14 protein-coding genes and 1 pseudogene are annotated in these 21364 nt (G+C 73.6%); 7 read left to right on the top strand and 8 right to left on the bottom strand.

Features of this window, described 5'->3' with window-relative positions; genetic code table 11:
* Window positions 1-11 precede the first annotated feature (11 nt).
* Complete coding sequence (locus FPV26_RS10600) at window positions 12-563, top strand: superoxide dismutase family protein (protein ID WP_147653855.1); 552 nt, start codon at window positions 12-14, stop codon at window positions 561-563.
* A gap of 3 nt (window positions 564-566) precedes the next feature.
* Here the strand turns inward: FPV26_RS10600 and FPV26_RS10595 are convergent, their stop codons facing one another.
* Window positions 567-1475, bottom strand: a complete 909-nt coding sequence (locus tag FPV26_RS10595; protein ID WP_246109269.1) for a hypothetical protein — start codon at window positions 1473-1475, stop codon at window positions 567-569.
* 92 nt (window positions 1476-1567) lie between these two features.
* On the opposite strand from FPV26_RS10595, the gene FPV26_RS10590 reads away from it, so the two are divergent.
* The gene (locus tag FPV26_RS10590; protein WP_147653854.1) at window positions 1568-2845 is read left to right on the top strand and encodes an acetyl-CoA C-acetyltransferase; all 1278 of its coding nucleotides are present in this window, start codon (window positions 1568-1570) and stop codon (window positions 2843-2845) included.
* Between the two features lie 5 nt (window positions 2846-2850).
* Here FPV26_RS10590 and FPV26_RS10585 read toward each other — a convergent pair whose 3' ends face one another.
* From FPV26_RS10585 to rpoH, 4 genes are all read right to left on the bottom strand, one after another.
* On the bottom strand, window positions 2851-5265 hold the full coding sequence (locus tag FPV26_RS10585) for a spermidine synthase (protein ID WP_147653853.1): 2415 nt from the start codon (window positions 5263-5265) through the stop codon (window positions 2851-2853).
* A gap of 10 nt (window positions 5266-5275) precedes the next feature.
* A complete protein-coding gene (locus FPV26_RS10580; protein WP_147653852.1) occupies window positions 5276-6046 on the bottom strand; it encodes a protein-L-isoaspartate(D-aspartate) O-methyltransferase in 771 nt (256 codons plus the stop codon).
* 105 nt (window positions 6047-6151) lie between these two features.
* Window positions 6152-6787, bottom strand: a complete 636-nt coding sequence (locus tag FPV26_RS10575; protein ID WP_181952637.1) for a hypothetical protein — start codon at window positions 6785-6787, stop codon at window positions 6152-6154.
* Between the two features lie 75 nt (window positions 6788-6862).
* Complete coding sequence (gene rpoH, locus FPV26_RS10570) at window positions 6863-7741, bottom strand: RNA polymerase sigma factor RpoH (RefSeq protein WP_147653850.1); 879 nt, start codon at window positions 7739-7741, stop codon at window positions 6863-6865.
* A 169-nt stretch (window positions 7742-7910) separates the two neighbouring features.
* Between rpoH and FPV26_RS10565 the strand changes: the two genes are divergently transcribed.
* A complete protein-coding gene (locus tag FPV26_RS10565; RefSeq protein ID WP_147653849.1) occupies window positions 7911-8948 on the top strand; it encodes a LacI family DNA-binding transcriptional regulator in 1038 nt (345 codons plus the stop codon).
* A gap of 14 nt (window positions 8949-8962) precedes the next feature.
* Here FPV26_RS10565 and FPV26_RS10560 read toward each other — a convergent pair whose 3' ends face one another.
* Both FPV26_RS10560 and FPV26_RS10555 read right to left on the bottom strand, forming a co-directional pair.
* Window positions 8963-10651 (bottom strand): alpha-amylase family glycosyl hydrolase, encoded by a 1689-nt coding sequence (locus FPV26_RS10560; RefSeq protein WP_425473092.1) that lies wholly within the window; start codon window positions 10649-10651, stop codon window positions 8963-8965.
* Window positions 10648-12141, bottom strand: coding sequence for an MFS transporter (locus FPV26_RS10555; RefSeq protein ID WP_147653847.1), 1494 nt, complete (start codon window positions 12139-12141; stop codon window positions 10648-10650). Before FPV26_RS10555 ends, FPV26_RS10560 begins: the two co-directional genes overlap by 4 nt.
* A 185-nt stretch (window positions 12142-12326) precedes the next feature.
* On the opposite strand from FPV26_RS10555, the gene FPV26_RS10550 reads away from it, so the two are divergent.
* Window positions 12327-13928 carry an alpha-glucosidase family protein gene (locus tag FPV26_RS10550; RefSeq protein ID WP_147653846.1) on the top strand — a complete coding sequence of 534 codons (1602 nt, stop codon included), beginning with the start codon at window positions 12327-12329 and terminating at the stop codon, window positions 13926-13928.
* 7 nt (window positions 13929-13935) lie between these two features.
* Here the strand turns inward: FPV26_RS10550 and FPV26_RS10545 are convergent, their stop codons facing one another.
* Entirely contained in the window at window positions 13936-15453 is a 1518-nt protein-coding gene (locus FPV26_RS10545; RefSeq protein WP_147653845.1) for a tryptophan halogenase family protein, read from the bottom strand.
* A gap of 124 nt (window positions 15454-15577) precedes the next feature.
* Here FPV26_RS10545 and FPV26_RS10540 point away from each other — a divergent pair, with 124 nt between their 5' ends.
* From FPV26_RS10540 to FPV26_RS12870, 3 genes and pseudogenes are all read left to right on the top strand, one after another.
* The gene (locus FPV26_RS10540; protein ID WP_147653844.1) at window positions 15578-18301 is read left to right on the top strand and encodes an alpha-1,6-glucosidase domain-containing protein; all 2724 of its coding nucleotides are present in this window, start codon (window positions 15578-15580) and stop codon (window positions 18299-18301) included.
* Window positions 18302-18357: 56 nt separating this feature from the next.
* Window positions 18358-20388: pseudogene (locus FPV26_RS10535) on the top strand (glycoside hydrolase family 97 protein); the annotation flags it as partial.
* Window positions 20386-21252, top strand: coding sequence for an alpha/beta hydrolase (locus FPV26_RS12870; RefSeq protein ID WP_246109271.1), 867 nt, complete (start codon window positions 20386-20388; stop codon window positions 21250-21252). The pseudogene FPV26_RS10535 and the gene FPV26_RS12870, both read left to right, overlap by 3 nt.
* Window positions 21253-21364: the final 112 nt, after the last annotated feature.

Genomic DNA, 21364 nt, shown 5'->3' with positions numbered 1-21364 from the left:
GAGCCCCCGCCATGCGTTCCTCCCTGCCCCTGCTCGCCGGCCTGTGCCTGCTCGCCGCCTGCGCCAGCGCCCCGACGCCGCCCGCCGCGCCGCCGGCCGCGCACGCCGCGCAGCAAGCGCGCGCGGTGCTGACTTCGGCTTCCGGCAGCCTGGTCAGCGGCACCGTCACCCTGCGCGCGATGGCCGACGGCGTGCACCTCACCGGCACCCTCGGCGGTTTCGCCCCGCAGAGCGTGCACGCGCTGCACGTGCACGAGCGCGGCGACTGCAGCGCGGCCGACGCCAGCAGCGCCGGCGCGCACTTCAATCCCACCGGCGCCCCGCACGGCCGCGCCGGCCACGGCGCGCACCACCTCGGCGACATGGACAACCTGGTCGCCGACGCCGACGGCGTGGCGCGGGTGGACGTGCACCTGCGCGGCGTCACCCTCGGCGGCGGCGCGCCGAACGACATCGCCGGCCGCGCCCTGGTCGCGCACGCGCAGCCCGACGACTACGCCACCCAGCCCGCCGGCAACGCCGGCGCGCGCGTGGCCTGCGGGGTGATCGCGATCGTGCGTTGAGCGTCAGGCCAGCGCCGCGCGCGCGTCCGCGCCGCGGTCGCAGTCCACGAAGGTCACCGGCACGCCGTGCGCGCCGAGCACCGCGGCGAACTGGCGCTGGCGCGCCTGGAACTGCTGGAAGCGGCGTTCGAGCCGGGCGCCGTCGGCGTCGTCGCCGCCGTAGCGCGCGTGCCAGGCCTTGGGCGAGAACAGCGCGATCCGCGCCTCGCCCGCGGCGTAGCGCACCAGCGGCTCGGGCGGGGCGTCGAGCCATTCCTCCTGCTCGGGCGCGAGCAGCGCGGCCTCGAGCAGCGGCCACAGCGGCGCCAGTCCGGCGTGCTCGTACTGCAGTGCGAGCAGCGCGGCCAGATCGTGCAGGGTCAGGTAACGCGCGTGCTCCACGCGCAGGCCGAACGCATCCTGCGCGGCGAGCGCGGTGGCCGCGCCGGCCATGCCGTGTTCGATCAGCTCGCGCTCGAAGGCATCGCCCACCGCGGCGGCCACCGCCGGATCGCCGGCGAGCGCGAACGGCACCAGCCGCAGCGGGCCGCCGGCGTGGTCGGGATCGGGAGCCAGGCCGCCGGGCAGCACGTCCTGGTGGGCGCCGAAGGCGATGATGCGGCCGAGGTCCTCCGCGCCGGCGTGCGCGCGCTCCGCCGGGGCCGGCGCGCGCGCGGCCAGGCGCTCGAGCTCGGCGTGCACCGGCCAGCCCGGGCGCAGCAGTTCGACCGGATCGTAGTGCGCGCCGACGGTGACCAGGTCGAGCCGCGTCGCCGCCGGCGCGAAGCCGGCCAGGTCGCGGGCGAGGTGCTGCGCCAGCGCGCCGGCGTCCGCCTGCGCCAGGGTCAGGCGCGCGGCGCCGCTGCCGGGCGCGAGTTCCAGCGCCAGCGCGCCCAGCACGTGCATGCGCGCGGCATCGTCGTTCGCGGTCATCGCGTGATTGGCCGTACGGGGGGGTAGGGGTACACTGCGGCGCATTATGCCCGTCGCCCGCGACGGGCCGCGCAACGACGAGGAACCGCTCGATGCTGTCAGGCCGTCCCGTCGCCGTGCTCGGCGGCGTCCGCATTCCCTTCTGCCGGCAGAACACCGCCTACGCCGACGTCGGCAACCTGGGAATGGCGGTGCGCACGCTCGGCGCGCTGGTCGAACGCTTCGGCCTGCACGGCCAGCAGCTCGGCGAGGTCGCCTTCGGCGCGGTGATCAAGCACAGCAGCGACTGGAACCTGGCGCGCGAGGCCACCCTGTCCTCGGGGCTGTCGCCGCTCACCCCGGGCCTGACCCTGCAGCGCGCCTGCGGCACCTCGCTGGACGCGATCATCGCGGTCGCCAACAAGATCGCGCTCGGCCAGATCGAGGCCGGCATCGGCGGCGGCGCCGACACCACCTCCGACGTGCCGATCGTGTACGGCCGGACGCTGCGCCGGCGCCTGCTGGCCGCGGCGATGGCCAAAACCACGCGGGAGAAGCTGGCCGCGTTCAAGGGCTTCTCCTTCCGCGAGCTCAAGCCCGACTTCCCCGGCGTGGCCGAGCCGCGCACCGGCAAGTCCATGGGCGAGCACTGCGAGGACATGGCCAAGGAATGGAACATCTCGCGCGACTCGCAGGACGAGCTCGCCGCGGCCTCGCACCACAAGCTCGCCGCCGCCTACCAGCGCGGCTTCTTCGACGGCCTGGTGGCCAGCTTCCGCGGCGTGGTCCGCGACAACATCCTGCGCCCCGACACCTCGATCGAGAAGCTGGCCACGCTCAAGCCCGCGTTCGACAGGACCTCCGGCCGCGGCACGCTCACCGCCGGCAATTCCACTCCGCTCACCGACGGCGCCGCGGCCTGCCTGATCGCGTCCGAGGACTGGGCGGCGCGGCACGGACACGAGGTGCTGTGCCGGATCCGCGACGTGCAGGTGGCGGCGGTGGATTTCGTGCACGGCGAGGGCCTGCTGATGGCGCCGACGGTGGCGGTGGCCGAGCTGCTCGCGCGCAACGGCCTGACCCTGCAGGACTTCGACATCTACGAGATCCACGAGGCCTTCGCCGCGCAGGTGCTGTGCACGCTGCGCGCGTGGGAGAGCGAGGACTACTGCCGCCACCGCCTCGGCCTGGCGGCGCCGCTGGGGCGGATCGAGCCGGCGAAACTCAACCCGGTCGGCTCCTCGCTCGCCACCGGCCACCCGTTCGCCGCCACCGGCGCGCGCATCGTCGCCACCGCGGCCAAGCAGCTGCACGAACGCGGCGGCGGGCGCTGCCTGATCTCGATCTGCACCGCCGGCGGCATGGGCGTGGCCGCGATCCTGGAGCGGTAGCGCGGTCAGTCCGCGCGCCACACGCGCGCGGCGAGCAGGTACAGGCCGAGCGCCAGCAGCAGGGTCGCGGTCAGGCCGAACGACACCGCCAGCAGCAGCGCCAGCAGCGCCGACACCACCGAGGCGCAACCGTTCAGGCCCCAGGCCCAGGGCACGAACGCCGGCGCCTGGCGCGCGACGCGCCCCAGGCCGAGCGGGAACGGCCGGCCCATCGCGAACGCGAGCGGGGCGAGCGTGGCCAGCGCCAGTCCTGCGCGCAGCGCCAGCGGCCAGCCCGCGCCGTGGCGCTGCAGCAGGGCGAAGGTGGCCACATGCCAGGCGAAGCCGAGCACGATCAGCGCCAGCGCATGCCGGAGCTGGGCCGCCGCCGGCCCGTGCGACCGGCGTTGCACCTGCGCGCTGCCGAGTCCGGCGAACACCAGGAAGCCGCCGATGCCGAGCGCGATCGCCGGCCAGTCCTGGCCGACCACCAGCTTCAGCCGCGCCAGGCAGGCGATCTCGACGAACAGGAACGCAAGGCCCAGGCACACGAAGTAGGCGCCGGCGCGCGCGCGCGGGAACGCATCTGCGTCCGCGGCCGCGCGCGGCAGCGCCAGCAGCGGCGCCAGCACCAGCAGCAGCGCCAGCGGCAGCGCCTGCGCCAGTGCGGCCAGCAGCAGCAGCGTGCCCGCATCGAGCAGCACCGCGCCGCCCTGCTCGCGCAGCGCCCACAGCTCCGGCAGCGCGCGCCAGCGGAAGAAGTCGGCGAAGTAGGGGCGGTCGTCACGCGCCGGGCGGATGTCGAACTTGTACCCGGCCAGGTAGGCGTCCGCGCGCGGCGAGAGCAGGGCGCGGGTGCCGAACGCGGCCTCGTCGCGCGCCAGCGCGTGCACCTGCGCGGCCTCGTCCACGCGCATGCCGGGGTAGTACACCGGGTCGAAGCCGTGCGCGTCGAGGAAGCCGCGCAGGCGCGCGCGTTCCGCGGCCGGGAACGGCCCGCGCCGCAGCAGCAGCGTGCCGGCGTCCCAGTTGCGGACCAGGGCCAGTTGCGCGCCCGGCGTGCGCACCCCGGCCTCGCGCAGCGCCGCCGCCGCGCTCGCGAACAGCTTGAGCGCATCGCGCGGCGGCTGTTTCTCCCAGCGCGTCACCGCCAGCACGCCGCCGGGCGCGAGCAGGCGCCAGGCCTCGCCCAGCGCCTCGACCGTCAGCAGCGGATCCTCGGCCACCGCGGCCGCGCCGGCGCTGCCGGCCGCGGCCGAGCCGGCGCCGCCGAACACGATCAGGTCGTAGCGCGGCGCGTCCGCGGCCGCCACCAGCGCGCGCAGCGTGCTGCGCGCATCGCCCACCTGCACCTGCACGCGCGGATCGTGATACAGCCCGCCGCTGTAGTCCGCATACGGCCCGCGCAGCAGCGCCACCAGCTGCGGATTGGCCTCCACCGCCCGCACCGTGCGCGCGCCGTGCGCCAGCGCCTGCAGCACCTCCTGTCCGCCGCCGGCACCGAGCACCAGCACCCGCGTGCGCGGACGCAGCGCGTAGGGCAGGGCGGCGGTGGTGCGGCGCAGGTAGCCGTGCGCGGCGCGGGTGCCGTCGTCGCGGGTGACCACGCCGAGCCAGTCGCCGTCGAGGAACAGCCCGAGCTGCGGCGCCGGTTCCTCGGTGTTGAGCAGGCTCAGCCCCGCCACCTGCCGCAGCGGCACGCGCGGACTCTCCAGCACCGCGAGCCAGCCGTGGCTGCCGTGGCGCTCGGCGAGCACGCGCGCATCGCGCACCAGCAGCGCCTTCGCCAGGCCCTTGTACGGATTCACCGGCGGCGTCAGCGCGCCGGACAGCGCCAGCGCGAGCAGGGCCAGGCCGGACAGCGCGGCGGCGCCCAGCACTGCCGGGCGCGGCGTCGCCACGCAGGCCGCGAGCAGGGCCAGCGCCGCGACCAGCGCCACCGCCGCGCCGACCGGCAGCCACCAGGCCAGCGCCAGCGCGCCCAGCGCGCCCAGCCCCGCGCCGCACAGATCGGCGCCGTACAGGCGCGGGATGCGCTCGGAATACCGCGCGAAGGCCAGGCCGAAACAGCTCGCCGCGCACAGGAACGGCAGGCTCAGGGCGAGGTACAGCGCCGCCAGCCAGCCGAGCTGGCGCAGGTCCCACACCAGCTCCAGGCCGTTGAACGGGATCCGCGCGGCCAGCAGCAGCATGCCCGGCGCGCTGAGCGCGAAACCGAGCGCGGCGAGCGGGAACCAGCGCGCGAAATGCCGCGCCGTGCCCGGCCACAGGCTGAGCAGGGTGCCGCTGGCGCCGTGTCCGAGCAGGGCCAGGCTGATGATCACCGCCGCGAACGGATGCCAGTGCGCGATCGCCAGCCAGCGCATCAGCAGCAACTGGTAGGCCAGGGCCGCGGCGGCCACCAGCGCGATCGCGAGCGGAAGGCGCGCCGGCGCGGTCACGCGCGTCCCGTCAGCGCGCCTCGCCCCGGGTCAGCGGCACGAACCGCACCGGCAGCAGCTGGGTGGTGCGCACCTTCCCGTCGGCGCGCTTCTCCACCAGCATCAGGGTCTGGGTGAAGAAGCTGGTGCCGACCGGGATCACCATCCGCCCGCCCGGCTTGAGCTGCTCGAGCAGCGGCGGCGGCACCGACGGCGCGGCCGCGGTGACCACGATCGCGTCGTAGGGCGCGTGCGCCTTCCAGCCGTAGTAGCCGTCGCCGACCGTGGTGTGCACGTTGGCGTAGCCGAGCCGCTGCAGCCGCTGCGCCGCCTGGCGCGCGAGCGGCTCGACGATCTCGATCGAGTACACCTCGCCGACCAGCTCGGCCAGCACCGCCGCCTGGTAGCCCGAGCCGGTGCCGATTTCGAGCACCCGGTCGCCCGGTTCCGGCTGCGCCAGCTCGGTCATCAGCGCCACGATGTACGGCTGCGAGATGGTCTGGCCGTAGCCGATCGGCAGCGGCCGGTTCTCGTAGGCGTGGCGGCGCTGCGACTCGGGCACGAATTCGTGCCGCGGCACCCGTTCCAGCGCCGCCAGCACCCGGCGCGAGATCCACGGCCGGCCGCCGTCGCGGGCCATGGCCTCGGCATGGCGGCCGATCTCGCGCAGCAACTGCGCCCGCTGCGCCCGGTACTCGTCGCGCGGCGGCGCCGCGGCCACCGCGCCCGCCAGCGCCAGCAGCGCCGCGAGCAGCGCCGGCAACAAGCGCCCCGAGACGGCCCGGGCAGACATGGCGGCCATGCCGCGATGGTAGGCCCGGCGTGACCGGGGCGGCGTGAACGACTCGGTGCGGAACGATAACGGCCCGGGAATCCCGGGCCGTCGTGTTCCTCATCCGGCGCGCGCTCAGAACTTGAGCGGGCCCTTGTAGTCCTCCCACGCGATCGAGCGCTCGGTCCGCGCGTTGACCACCACGGGCGTCGCCGCGGGGTCGTCGCCGACCGTCATCAGCAGCGACGGCATGTAGAAGTTGAGCAGGAAGGTGGCGTGCTTCTGCATCACCGGGTCGAGCTGCAGCCGCGTCTGCCGGCCGGGCTCGATGCGGAAGCTCAGCACGTTCTCGTTGAAGTAGGCGCCCTTCTTCAGCGCCTTCTCCACGCTCAGGCCGCCTTCGGGCAGGAAGCAGGCGCAGGTGACGGTGTAGTCGCCGGCCGGCAGTTCGAGCGTCCGGCGCTCGCCCCAGCGGGTGAACTCGGGGATGTCGAAACGGAGGAAGCGCTTGTTGACCAGCGCGATGACCAGCTGGCCATCCTTCACGCCCCACTCGATGCCGCCGCTCTCCAGCCGGCCCTGGATCTTCTTGCTCAGCTTCACTTCCGTGCGGAACGGCTTGACCTCCAGCAGCAGCGTGCCGGTCGCGGGCGCTTCCTGGGCCCGGGCCGACCACGAGGCCAGCAGCACCAGCAACGCCAGTCCCGCGCGCATCCCCCAACCACGCATCGGCGATTCCTCTTGCACGCCGGCCAGCTGCCGGCGGGCCATCCTAACCAGTGGCGCAGAAACGGCGAAGCCCCCGGGCGGGGGCTTCGCGGCGGTGTGCGTGCGGGCGCGGGCGCCTCAGGCCACCAGCAGGGCCTTCATCTTCTTCAGCGCGTGCGCCTCGACCTGGCGGATGCGCTCGGCGGAGACGCCGTACTCGTCGGCCAGCTCCTGCAGCGTGACCTTGCTGTCCTCGCTCAGCCAGCGGCGCTGGATGATGTCGCGCGAGCGCGGGTCGAGCGAGGCCAGGCCGGCGCGCAGGCGCTCGAGCTGGTCGTCCTCGCTGTCGGCGGCCTCGTACACCTGCGCCGGATCCTGGTCGTGCGCGCTGAGGTAGGCCACCGGCGCGGGCGGCGCGTGCTCGTCGTCCTCGTCGGCCGGGGCGTCGAAACCGATGTCGCGGCCGGACAGGCGCGCCTCCATCTCCAGCACCTCGCGCTCGGAGACGTTGAGGTCCTGCGCCACCGCGCGCACCTCGTCGGCGTTCATCCAGCCCAGGCGCTGCTTGCTCTTGCGCAGGTTGAAGAACAGCTTGCGCTGCGCCTTGGTGGTGGCGACCTTGACGATGCGCCAGTTGCGCAGGATGAACTCGTGGATCTCGGCGCGGATCCAGTGCACGGCGAAGCTGACCAGGCGCACGCCGACCGCGGGGTCGAAGCGCTTGACGGCCTTCATCAGGCCGATGTTGCCTTCCTGGATCAGGTCGCCCATCGGCAGGCCGTAGCCGCCGTAGCCGCGCGCGACGTGGACCACGAAGCGCAGGTGCGAGAGCACCAGCTGCTTGGCGGCCTCCAGGTCGTCGTGCTCGCGGTAGCGGCGCGCCAGCGCCTGCTCCTCCTCGGCCGAGAGCACGGGGATGCGGTGGACCGCCGCGACATAGGCCTCGAGCGAACCGAGCGCGGACGGAACCGGCAGGTTGTTGCTGATGAGGGTGGTGGACAGGGCAGTCTCGGTCATGGCAGCGATCTTAGCAGTCGGGCCTTTCGACTGCTAAGGCCGGGAAAGGTTCCCAGCATTCCGTTCATGGAACGGTAGGCGACCCCTGTCGCCCCGCAGGGGGCCGGGGGAGGCTCGCCGGCGCCGGCCGGGCCTGACTACACTGCCGGCAGTCCCGGGCCGAGCCCCCATGCGCAGCAAGAAGTCCAGAGCCACCTCGGTGGACATCGCCCACCGCGCCGGCGTGTCCCAGGCCACCGTGTCGCGGGTCCTGCGCGGCAGCCCGCTGGTCAACCCGGAGACCCGGCGGCGGGTGCTGGAGGCGGTCGAGGCCCTGAACTACAAGGTGGACCGCCGCGCCTCGGCCCTGCGCACCCAGCGCGCCGGCACCCTGGCGCTGCTGCTGTTCGAGGACCCGACCCCGGACGACTCGCACATCAACCCGTTCTTCCTGTCCATGCTGGGCTCGATCACCCGGGCCTGCGCCCGCCACGGCCACGACCTGCTGGTCTCGTTCCAGCAGCTCTCCGACGACTGGCACGCCGACTACGAGGACAGCATGAAGGCCGACGGGCTGATCCTGCTCGGCTACGGCGACTACCTGGCCTACCGCAGCAAGCTCGAGCGGCTGGTGCAGCAGGGCACCCATTTCGTGCGCTGGGGGCCGGTGCTGCCGGACCAGCCGGGGGTCTCGATCGGCTGCGACAACGTCCAGGGCGGGCACCTGGCCGGCGCGCACCTGGCCCGGCAGGGGCGCAAGCGGGTGGCCTTCCTCGGCGGCGCCTCCAGCCACTGCCCGGAGTTCCTGGCCCGCTACCGCGGCTGCGACGCCGCCCTGCGCGAGGCCGGGCTGCCCGGCCTGCATCCGGACCTGCAGGTGGACGCCGAGAGCTCGGAGGAGGCCGGCCATGCCGCGGCGGTCACGCTGATGGAGCGCGGGTTGCCGTTCGACGCGGTGTTCGCGGCCAGCGACCTGATCGCGATCGGGGCGATGCGCGCGCTGGCCGAGCACGGCCGGCACGTGCCCTGGGACGTGGCGGTGGTGGGCTTCGACGACATCCCGATGGCGCGCTTCGCCAATCCGCCGCTGACCACGGTGTACCAGGACACCTCGCGCGCCGGCGAACTGCTGGTGGAGACGCTGCTGCGCCAGATCCGGGACGAGCCGGTGCAGAGCACGATGCTCCCGGCCACCCTGGTGGTGCGCAAATCCAGCGGCGCGGGCTGAGGTACGCGCGGCGGTCAGCCGTGCGGGCGCGCCCCGGCCCGCGCGCGCTCGAGCGCGGCGCGCAGCGCGGGGGCGCTCACCGGCGCGTCGAGCAGGAACACCTCCACCCCGTGCGCAGGCACCGTGGCCGTGAGCGCCCCGCCCGCCGGCACCGCGACCGTGCCGCCGCCGAGCGCGCGCCGCCAGCGCCCCGGCTGCACGTACTCGCGCACGGAAAAGTGCGCGGGCGTCTCGCCCTTGTTCAGCAGCACCAGCGCGATCTGCGCCTCGCCCGCACGCTGCAGCACGCGGAAGAACGCGGCGCGATCGCCCCGCATCTCCACGTTCACCTGCAGCCCGCGCTGCAGCGCCGGCGAGGCCTGGCGCACGCGCGCGATGCGCGCCAGGGCGGCGCGGATCGGATGCGCGCGCGCGGCCTCGATCCGGTCCTGGCCGAAGTAGTTGCGGTTGCCCTTGTGCTCGGCGGCGCCGCGCATGAAGCCGATCTCGGAGCCGTAATAGACCACCGGGATGCCGCGCGCGGTGAACAGGAAGTTGTGCGCGTCCACGAAGCCGGCGTCATCGGTGTCCAGGCGCGGCATGTCGTGGTTGTCGTAGAAGGTCATCAGCTCGTAGGGGTTCTGATAGGGGCCGCCGTCGAGGTACAGGCGCTCGGCGATGCGCTCGTAGCCGGCGCGCCGGCGGCCGAACACCTCGTGCATGCGCTCCTTGAGCGGGAAGTCGAGCACGCTCACGCCGCCGTTCCCGGGCCGGGTGAACGGTGCGATCTTGTCCGCGTCGTGGTCGAAGGCCTCGCCGAACATGAAGAAGCCGGGGTGCGCGGCGCGGATCCGGTCGGTGAAACGCTTCCAGAACGGCAGCGGCATGTGCCGGATGGTGTCAATGCGGAACGCGTCGGCGCCCTGCGCGATCCACTGCAGGTAGGCGCCGGCGAGGTAGTCGAGCACCGCCGGGTTGTCCTCGTCGAGGTTGGAAAGCTGGGCCAGGTCCGGCTCGGTGTGGAAGAACGCGTGCAGCGGGTTGTGCGCCGGATCCAGCTGCGGCGGCGGCAGGTTCTGGTGGTCGGCGACCAGCCGTCCGTCGCGGTCGTAGATCTCGCCGAACTTGGGCTGGTCCACGGGCATGGTCCACGAGGGCGAGCCGTGGTTGGCGACGATGTCGAGCACGGTCTTCAGCCCGTGCCGCTCGAGCCCGGCGTCGAGCGCGGCGAAATCGAGCCCGGGGCTCGGCAGGTGCTCGTCGAGGCGGTAGAAGTTCACGCCCCAGTAGCCGTGGTAGCCGGTCTTGCCGCGGTCGGTGAAGAACGCGCCGGAGCCGACCGCATCGCCGCCGGTGAAGGCCTCGTCCGGGTTGTCCACGATCGGGGTCAGCCACACCGCGCCGAAGCCCATCCCGGCGATGTAGCCGGCGTTGTCGAGCAGGCCCCGGAAGTCGCCGCCGAGGTAGCCGAGGTTGTCGCCGTTCGCGTCGGCGCCGGGCGTGGGCCGGTCGAAGCTGCGCCGCGCCGGATCCGGGCCGCCCTGGTCGCGCTGGTCGTTGGCCGGGTCGCCGTTGACGAAGCGGTCGGTGAGCACGAAGTACACCGCGCGCGCGGCGAACGGCTCGTCGGTGCCCACGTATTCCGGCGCCGGCGCGCGCGGCGGCGTGGCGCAGGCGGCGAGCAGCAGGGCCGCGGCGAGTGCGGTCGCGCGGCGCGCGCTCACGGCGCGGCTCCCGCCACCGCCGCGCGCGGCTGCGGCTCGCGCACCCGCAGCACGCACAGGCCGGCCACGATCATGCTGATCCCGCCGATCGCCAGCGCGTAGATCGGCTCGCCGCCGAAGAAGGCCTTGAGCAGGAAGCCGAGCAGGCTGGCCGCGACCAGCTGCGGGATCACGATGAAGAAATTGAAGATGCCCATGTACACGCCCATCTTCTCCGCCGGCAGGCTGTCGGACAGCAGCGCGTAGGGCAGCGACAGGATCGAGGCCCAGGCGAAGCCGACCCCGAGCATGGACAGCAGCAGCCAGTGCGGGTCGCGGATCGCCAGGAACGAGAGCAGGCCGAGGCCGCCGAGCACGGCGTTGACCAGGTGGCTCAGGCGCAGGCCGAGGCGGCGCGCCATCCACGGGATCACCACCGCGGCGAGCGCGGCGAAGCCGTTGTAGGCGGCGAACAGCACGCCCACCCAGTTCGCGCCGGCGTTGTACGCGGCCGAGGTCGGGTCGCTGCTGCCGTAGTGCACGCTGGTGACCGCGCCGGTGGTGTAGATCCACATCGCGAACAGCGCGAACCAGGAGAAGAACTGCACCACCGCGAGCTGGCGCATCGCCTCGGGCATGTCGTACAGGTCGTCCATCACCTGGGCGAAGGGGTTGGCAGCGCGCATGCGCGCGCGCAGCGCCAGCGCCAGGCCGTAGCCCGCCACCAGCGCCGCGAACAGGTACAGCTGCCGGTCCCAGCCGCGCCAGGCGACCGTGGCCGCGATCGCGGCGCCGGCCAGCAGCCAGGCGGCGGCGTGGCGGCGCACCCGCGCCGGCTCGCGCGGGCGGCGCGGCAGCGGCGGCGCCTCGTCCCAGGCCTTGAGCGTCTCCGGCGGATACTCGCGCGTGCGCAGCACGGTCCAGCCGATCGCGCCGAGCAGCACCGCGCCGCCGCACCAGAACGCGTAGCGCACGGTGTCGGGCACCTCGCCCGGCGGCGCGGTGTTGGCCACGCCCGCCTGCTCCAGCAGCCACGGCAGCAGGCTCGCCACCACCGCGCCGACGCCGATGAAGAAGCTCTGCATCGCGTAGCCGGCAGGGCGCTGGCGCACCGGCAGCTGGTCGCCGACGAAGGCGCGGAACGGTTCCATCGAGACGTTGATCGAGGCGTCCAGCACCCACAGCAGGCCCGCCGCCACCCACAGCGCCGGCGAATCCGGCATCGCGAACAGCGCCAGCGAGGCCAGGATCGCGCCGGCGAGGAAGTACGGCCGGCGCCGGCCGAGCCCGGTCCAGGTGCGGTCGGACAGGTAGCCGACGATCGGCTGCACCAGCAGCCCGGTCAGCGGCGCGGCGATCCACAGCATCGGGATCTGTTCCATCTCCGCGCCGAGGGTCTGGAAGATGCGGCTGACGTTGGCGTTCTGCAGCGCGAAGCCGAACTGGATGCCGAGGAAGCCGAAGCACATGTTCCAGATCTGCCAGAACGACAACGGCGGCTTGTGCGACATGCAGGTGTTCCGGTGGAGGAAGCGTGGCGCGCGAGTGTGGCCGATTCCGTGCGCGCAGGCATGGCGCAGCGCGGCATCCGCCGCTGCAAACGTATTCAGCGCCCGCCCGTGACGGCCGCGACGGGCGCGCGCGGCCGCGACGTGGAATAGTCGCGGCCTCGGACAGACGGGCAGGAGCGGGACGGATGACGCCTTGGTGGCGCGGCGCGGTGATCTACCAGGTCTACCCGCGCAGCTTCCTCGACACGGACGGCGACGGCGTGGGCGACCTGCCGGGCGTGATCGAGAAGCTCGACTACATCGCCGGCCTGGGCGTGGACGCGATCTGGGTGTCGCCGTTCTTCCGCTCGCCGATGGCCGACTTCGGCTACGACATCGCCGACTACCGCGACGTGGACCCGCTGTTCGGCACCCTGGCCGACTTCGACCGGCTGCTGGCCGGCGCGCACGCGCGCGGGCTGAAGGTGATGATCGACCAGGTGCTCAGCCACACCTCGGTCGAGCACCCCTGGTTCCGCGAGAGCCGCGAGAGCCGCGACAACCCCAGGGCGGACTGGTACGTGTGGGCCGACCCGAAGCCGGACGGCACCCCGCCCAACAACTGGCTCTCGATCTTCGGCGGCGTGGCCTGGAAGTGGGAGCCGCGGCGCGCGCAGTACTTCCTGCACAACTTCCTGTCCTCGCAGCCGGACCTCAACTTCCATTGCGAGGCGGTGCGGCAGGCGCAGCTCGACAACGTGCGCTTCTGGCTCGAGCGGGGCGTGGACGGCTTCCGCCTCGACGCGATCAACTTCTGCTTCCACGACCGCCGGCTGCGCGACAACCCGCCCAAGCCGCCGGAGCTGCGGGTCGGGCGCGGCTTCAGCCCCGACAACCCCTACGCCTACCAGTACCACTGGTACAACAACACCCAGCCGGAGAACCTCGGCTTCCTCGAGCAGCTGCGCGCGCTCACCGACCGCTACCCGGACATCGCCACCCTCGGCGAGATCTCCTCGGAGGACTCGCTGGCGACGATGGCCGAGTACTGCCGCGGCCACCGCCTGCACATGGGCTACAGCTTCGAGCTGCTCACCGACGACTTCAGCGCCGGCTACATCCGCGCCACGGTCGAGCGGCTGGAGGCGGCGATGGACGAGGGCTGGCCGTGCTGGGCGATCTCCAACCACGACGTGCAGCGCGCGGCCACGCGCTGGGGCGGGCATGGCGATGCGTTCGCGCGCCAGCTGGTGGCGCTGCTGTGCTCGCTGCGCGGCTCGGTGTGCCTGTACCAGGGCGAGGAGCTGGGTCTGCCCGAGGCCGAGGTGCCGTACGAGGCGCTGCAGGATCCCTACGGCAAGGCGTTCTGGCCGAACTTCAAGGGCCGCGACGGCTGCCGCACGCCGATGCCGTGGAACGGCGACGACGGCGCCGGCTTCACCCGCGGCCGGCCGTGGCTGCCGATCCCGGACGCGCACCGCGCGCGCAGCGTGGCGGTGCAGGAGGCCGACCCGGGCTCGGTGCTGCACGCCACCCGCGCGTTCCTGCGCTGGCGCAGGACCCAGCCGGCGCTGGTGCTGGGCGCGATCCGGTTCCTCGACGCGCCCGAGCCGGTGCTGGCGTTCGTGCGCGAGCACGCCGGGCAGCGGCTGCTGGTCGCGTTCAATCTCTCCCCGCGCCCGTGCGAGTGGACCCTGCCCGCGGCCCTGGCGCCGCGGCCGCTGGCCGCGCCCGCGGTCGAACCGGGGCGGCTCGACGGCCGCCGCCTGCACCTGCCCGCGCATGGCGCGTTCTACGCCACGGCGTGAGCCGCGCTCAGGCCGCGGCCAGCGCCGCCGCCGCGCAGTGGCGGGCGATGAACGCCTCGTGGCGCGGCATCGCCCGCACGCAGTTGGCGATCACCCCGCGCACGTTGTCCAGGTATTCGGCGATCTTCTCCTCGGAATACAGGTCCACCAGCGCGTGGTAGCCGCGCGGGTGCACGCCCTGGCCGTGCATCACCTGCACCCAGCTCGGCTCGGCGAACAGCTCGTTGGCCTCGCGGAACACGCGGCCGTTGCTGCGGAACAGTTCCATCCTGCGCTGCAGCGACTCGGGCACGGACATGGTCCGGCACTCGTTCCAGAACGGCGTGTCGTCGCGTTCGGTGGCGTGGTAGTGCAGGATCAGGAAGTCGCGTATCCGGTCCACCTCGAAGTCGGCGTGGGCGTTGAATTCGTCGATGTCGGCCTGGTCGAAGCCGGCGTGCGGGAAGAACGCGGTCAGGCGCGCGATCGCCGACTGGATCAGGTGGATCGAGGTGGACTCCAGCGGCTCCATGAAGCCGCTGGCCAGGCCCACCGCGACCACGTTGCGGTTCCAGGTCTTCCTGCGCTTGCCGGTGACGAAGCGCAGCACGCGCGGCTCGGCCAGCGGCTCGCCGTCGAGATGGGCGAGCAGGGTCGCGGTGGCCTGGTCCTCGCTGAGGTGGCGGCTGCTGAACACGTAGCCGTTGCCGATCCGGTGCTGCAGCGGGATCCGCCACTGCCAGCCGGCCTCGCGCGCGGTCGAGCGCGTGTACGGGGTGAGCGGCCCGTCGCCGGAGGCGCACGGCACCGCCACCGCGCGGTCGCAGGGCAGCCAGTGGGTCCAGTCCACGTAGCCGGTCTTGAGCGCCTGCTCGATCAGCAGGCCGCGGAAGCCGGAGCAGTCCACGAACAGCTGGCCCTCGATCCGGCGCCCGCCTTCCAGCACCACCGCCTCGACGAAGCCGTCCTCGCCGCGCAGCGCCACGTCCACCACCTTGCCCTCGATCCGGCGCACCCCGCGCGCCTCGGCGTACTCGCGCAGGTAGCGCGCGTACAGGAAGGCGTCGAAGTGGTAGGCGTAGGCGATGTCGGCCAGCGGCGAGTTCGGGCGGTCGCTCACCGCGCGCATGAACTTGAACTCGCGCGCGGCGGCGGTGTTGATCGAGTAGTCGTCGAGCGGCCCGGCCTTGCCGGCCTGGTGCATCTTCAGCCAGTACTGGTGGAACGGGACCAGGCCGAGGTCCTGGCCGATCTTGCCGAAGCCGTGGAAGTACGACGCGCCGCGGCGGGCCCAGTCCACGAAGTGGATGCCGAGCTTGAACGTGCCCTTGGTGCGGCGGACGAAGTCGGCCTCGTCGAGCTCGAGCGCGTTGTTGTAGAGCTTGATCATCGGGATCGTGCCCTCGCCGACGCCGACGGTGCCGATCTCCTCCGACTCGATCAGGGTGATCGAGTACTCGCGGGTGAGCACCTTCGACAGTGCCGCCGCCACCATCCAGCCGGCGGTGCCGCCGCCGACGATCACGACCCGGGTGATGCGTTGCATGAGTGAACCTGGCTCCCCTGGCTGTCCTGCGCGCCCGCGGCCGCGGGCGGGCGTCCATTGTGCGCAGCGCGCGCCGCGGGCCCGGCCCGGGCGGGCCCTGAATGCGGCCGCTGGAATCGTATTCATGGCGCTGTGCGCCGCGGCCTGGATGCCGTTGGCGGTCGCCCCGGCGCGCGCGGCGGGGCCGGCGGCCTGCGACGGGCCCGCTTCCGCGGAGGTCCTGCACCCGGCCATGCACGCGGCCGACGACGCCCGCGCGCTGTGGCTCGACCGGCGCCTGCTGCGCTGGCCCGGCGCGCGCGTCGCGCCCGGCGACCGCTTCCGCCTGTACCACTCGGCGCAGGCGCGGCTCGCCGCGCCGGTCGGGGCGCGGGTGCGCGGCGCCGACGGGCGGCTGACCCTGGCGCCGGCCGACGAGGCCGTGCCGGCCGCGCTCGCCGAGCGCTTCCGCTACGCCGGCGCCGGCCCGGTCCTGGCGATTCCCGCCGCCGCGCGCGAGCGCCTGCCGGCCCTGCTGCGCGGGCAGCTGCTGCTGGTGCACGAGGACGCGGCCGGGCGCGTGCGCGATGCGACCCACGTGCAACTGCCGGGCGCGCTCGACGACCTGTACGCGGCGGCGACGGCGGCCGATGGCCTCGGCGTGCGCCTGCGCGGCGGCGGCACCGCGTTCGCGCTGTGGGCGCCGACCGCGCGCGCGGTGGCGGTGTGCCTGTATCCCGACGGCGACGGCCGCGCCGTCGCGCAACTGGCGCTGGCGCGCGACCCGGTGACCGGGATCTGGCGCGGACGCGTGCCGCAGGACCGCCGCGGCGGCCATTACACCTATCTGGTCGAGGTGTACGTGCCCGGCCACGGCGTGGTGCGCAACCGGGTCACCGACCCGTACTCGGTCGGCCTGGGCGCGGATTCGCGGCGCAGTGTCATCGCCGACCTCGACGACCCGGCGCTGAAGCCGCCGGGCTGGGACGCCGCGCCGCGCCCGGCGCCGCTCGCGGCGCAGACCGATCTGGTGATCTACGAACTGCACGTGCGCGACTTCTCGCGCGACGACGCCGGCGTGCCGCCGGCCGATCGCGGCAAGTACCTCGCCTTCACCCACCCCGATGCGGTCGGCATGCGCCACCTGCGCGCGCTGCGCGAGGCGGGGCTCACCGACGTGCACCTGCTGCCGGTGTTCGACTTCGCCACCGTGCCGGAAACCGGCTGCGTGGATCCGCAGGTGCCGCAGGCGCCCCCCGACAGTCCGGCGCAGCAGGCCGCGGTGCTGGCCCAGGCCGCGCGCGACTGCTTCAACTGGGGCTACGACCCGTACCACTTCAACGCCCCCGAGGGCAGCTACGCCAGCGACGCACGCGACGGCGCGGTGCGGATCCGCGAGTTCCGGGCGATGGTGCAGGCGCTGCACGCGGCCGGGCTGCGGGTCGGCATGGACGTGGTCTACAACCACACCACCGCCTCCGGGCAGGCGGAGACGTCGGTGCTGGACCGGATCGTGCCCGGCTACTACCACCGCCTCGACGCGCAGGGCCGGGTCGAGCGCTCCACCTGCTGCGCCAACACCGCGACCGAGCACGCGATGATGGCCAGGCTGATGCGTGATTCGGTGCTGCTGTGGGCCACGCAGTACCGGGTGGACTCGTTCCGCTTCGACCTGATGGGCCACCAGCCGCGCGCGGCGATGGAGGCGCTGCAGGCGCAGGTGGACGCGGCCACCGGCCGGCACGTGCCGCTGATCGGCGAGGGCTGGAACTTCGGCGAGGTCGCCGACGGCGCGCGCTTCGTGCAGGCCGCGCAGTTGTCGTTGCACGGCGCGGGCATCGCCACCTTCAGCGACCGCGCGCGCGACGCGATCCGTGGCGGCGGCCCGGCCGACCGCGGCGCGGCGCTGCTCGAACGCAAGGGCTACGTGAACGGCGCGGTGCCGCCGCTTGCCGACCGGCAGGCGCCGTCGTGGCGCGAGGCGCTGCACACGGCCGACCTGGTGCGCGCCGGCCTGGCCGGCACCCTGCGCGACTACCGCATGGTGATGGCCGACGGCGTGGTGCGGCCGCTCGCGCAGCTCGACTACCGCGGCCAGCCGGCCGGCTACGCCGCGCAACCGGGCGAGGTGGTCAACTACGTCGAGAACCACGACAACCAGACCCTGTACGACCTCAACGTCTTCAAGCTGCCGCGCGACACTCCGCCCGCGGAGCGCGCGCGGGTGCAGCTGCTGGCCGCCGCGCTCACCGCCTTCAGCCAGGGCGTGGCCTATTTCCATGCCGGCATCGAGCTGCTGCGCTCGAAGTCGCTGGACCGCAACAGCTTCGACTCCGGCGACTGGTTCAACCGCTACGACCCCACCGGCGCCGAGCACGGTTTCGGCGCCGGCCTGCCGCCGGCACCGGACAACGGCGCGGACTGGCCGCTGATGCGGCCGCTGCTCGCCGATCCGGCGCTCAAGCCCGGCGCGGACGCGGTGGCGTGGATGCGCGCGGCCTTCCTCGACCTGCTGCGGATCCGCGGCAGCTCCACCCTGTTCCGCCTGCGCACGGCCGCGGACGTGCAGCAGCGCCTGCGCTTCCACAACACCGGCCCGGACCAGGACCCGGCGCTGATCGCCGCGCACCTGGACGGCGCGGGCTATCCGGGCGCGCGCTTCCGCGCGCTGCTGGTGCTGGTCAACGTCGCGCCGCAGGCGCGCACGCTGCGCCTGCCGGACCAGGCCGGCAAGCGCTACGTGCTGCACCCGGTGCAGCGCGCCGAGGACGCGGCCGATCCGCGGCCGCGCACGCAGGCGCGTTACGACGCACGTACCGGCCGTTTCACCGTGCCCGCGCGGACGGCGGTGGTGTATGTGCTCGAGTGAGGCCATCTCGTCGCGCCCGCCCGCGCGGGCGTGACCCGAACCAGGCAATCGTGTCCATGAGGTCCGTGATGCGTGTACTGAGCTTGCTGTTGGTCCTCTGCGCGGCCGCCCTGCCCGCGCGCGCCGAGACCGTGGCCAGCGTCGCCTCGCCCGGCGGCGTGCTGCGGGTGGAGCTGGACATCAGCGACGGCCGCGCCGGCTACCGCGTGTTCCACCGCGACCGGCCGGTGATCGCCACCTCGCGCCTGGGCTTCCACTTCCAGGACGCCGAGCAGTTCCTGCGCAACCTGACCCTGCAGACGCAGCGGACGGCCGACTTCGACGAGACCTGGGAGCAGCCCTGGGGCGAACGCCGCCTGGTGCGCAACCACTACCGCGAGCTGCGCGCGCGCCTGGTCGAGGGCGGCCGCGCGCGCCGCGCCTTCGACGTGGTGTTCCGCGTCTACGACGACGGCCTGGGCTTCCGCTACGAGTTCCCCGCGCAGCCGTCGCTGCGCGAGGTGAGGATCGCCGAGGAGCTGACCGAGTTCGACCTGGCCGAGCCGGCCACCGCGTGGTGGATCCCGGCCGGGGAATGGAACCGCTACGAATACCTCTACCACCGCACCCGGCTCGACGAGGTCGGCACCGCGCACACGCCGCTGACCCTGCGCACCGACAGCGGCCTGCACCTGTCGCTGCACGAGGCGGCGCTGGTGGACTACGCCAGCATGTGGCTGCGGCGGGTGGACGGGCGGCGCCTGCGCGCGCAGCTCGCGCCCTCCGCGCAGGGCTGGAAGGTGCGCCGCACCGCGCCCTTCGCCACGCCCTGGCGCACGCTCCAGGTCAGCCCGACCGCCGGCGGCCTGGTCGAGTCGAGCCTGATCCTCAACCTCAACGAGCCCAACGCGCTCGGCGACGTGAGCTGGTTCACCCCGCACAAGTACGTCGGCGTGTGGTGGTCGCTGCACCTGGACACCGAGAGCTGGGGCACCGGCCCGCGCCACGGCGCGACCACGGCCAACGTCAAGCGCTACATCGACTTCGCCGCCGAGCACGGCTTCCGCGGCGTGCTGGTCGAGGGCTGGAACACCGGCTGGGACGGCGACTGGTTCGCCAACGGCTGGAACTTCGACTTCGCCCGGCCGACGCCTGACTACGACCTGGAGGCGCTCGCCGCCTACGCGCGCGCCAGGGGCGTGCACCTGATCGGCCACCACGAGACGGCCTGCGCGGTCAGCCACTACGAGCGGCAGATGGGGCGCGCGTTCGCGCTGTTCGCGCGGCTCGGCATCGACTCGATCAAGACCGGCTACGTCTGCGACGCCGGCCAGATCGAGCGCCAGGACACGCCGGGCGGGCCGGTGCTGCGCGAATGGCACGACGGGCAGTGGATGGCGCGGCACCACCTGCGCGTGGTGCGCGAGGCGGCGCGGCACCGGATCGCGGTCAACGCCCACGAGCCGATCAAGGACACCGGCCTGCGCCGCACCTATCCCAACTGGATCGCGCGCGAGGGTGCGCGCGGCATGGAATACAACGCTTGGGGCAACCCGCCCAACCCGCCCGAGCACGAGGTCAACCTGGTGTTCACCCGCCTGCTGGCCGGGCCGATGGACTACACCCCCGGCGTGGTGAGCCTGAAGGGCCGCCACGGCCAGCCGTTCCAGACCACGCTCGCGCGCCAGCTCGCGCACTACGTGACGATCTACAGCCCGATCCAGATGGTGGCCGACCTGCCCGAGCACTACGCGGCGCGGCCGGATGCGTTCCAGTTCATCAAGGACGTGGCCGTGGACTGGGAGCAGACCCGGGTGCTGGCCGGCGAGGTCGGCGACTACGTCGCGATCGCGCGCCAGGCCCGCGGCAGCGACGACTGGTTCCTGGGCGCGATCACCGACGAGCACGCGCGCACCCTGACCCTGCCGCTGCGCTTCCTCGCCCCGGGCCGCCGCTACCAGGCACAGATCTACCGCGACGGCGAGGGCGCGCACTACCGCGACAACCCGTTCGCGTTCGTGCGCGAGACGCGCGAGGTCGGCGCCGACGACACCCTGACCCTGGCGCTCGCCGCCGGCGGCGGCGCGGCGATCCGCTTCACGCCCGTGCCCGCGCCGCCGCAGGTCGCCGCCGGCCGGATCGAGCGCTTCGTCCTGCCCTCGCGCCACCTGCCGCCCCGCACCGTGGACGTGTGGCTGCCGGACGGCTACCCGCGGCACGGCCCGTATGCGGTGCTGTACATGCACGACGGGCAGATGCTGTTCGACGCCGCCACCACCTGGAACCGGCAGGAATGGCGCGCCGACGAGACCGCGGCCGCGCTGATCGCCTCCGGCGCCACGCGCCCGTTCATCATCGTCGGCATCCACAACGGCGGCGTCGACCGCGCGCGCGACTACTTCCCGCAGCGGCCGTTCGCATCGCTGCCGCAGGCCGAGCAGGACGCGCTGTACGCGATCCGCTTCGGCCAGGACCGGCTGTTCTCGGGCCCGGTCCGTTCCGACGCGTACCTGAAGTTCCTGGTCGAGGAACTCAAGCCGCACATCGAGGCGCGCTACGCGGTCGGCCGCGCGCGCGAGGACACCGTCGTGATGGGGTCGAGCCTGGGCGCGCTGGTGTCGCTGTACGCGCTGGCCGAGTACCCGGACGTGTTCGGCGGCGCCGCGGCGCTGTCCACGCACTGGCCCGGCCGCGTCGGCGACAGCCCCGACAACCCCGTCCCGGCCGCGTTCCTGCGCTACTTCGAACAGCACCTGCCCGCCGCCGGCCGCCACCGCCTGTACTTCGACCACGGCACCGAAACCCTCGACGCCAGCTACGCCGACCGCCAGCGCGAGGTGGACCGCCTGCTGCGCGCCAAGGGCTACACCGCCCGCGACTGGCTCACCCGCACCTTCCCCGGCGCCGAGCACAGCGAGAACGCCTGGGCGGCGCGGCTCGCGGTGCCGCTGCGGTTCCTGCTGGGGCGCTGAGGGGCGGCGCCGGTCCTTCGCGGCGCACGCGCGCCCCGGACGATCTCGGCTTCATGTACACGCGCGCGATCGAGGATCCCGACGGGCACGTCTGGGAGTACTTCCACATGTC

The sequence above is a fragment of the Vulcaniibacterium gelatinicum genome, assembly GCF_008033445.1.
GTDB lineage: Bacteria > Pseudomonadota > Gammaproteobacteria > Xanthomonadales > Xanthomonadaceae > Vulcaniibacterium_B > Vulcaniibacterium_B gelatinicum.
This window is presented reverse-complemented; position numbering and strand designations above follow the sequence as displayed.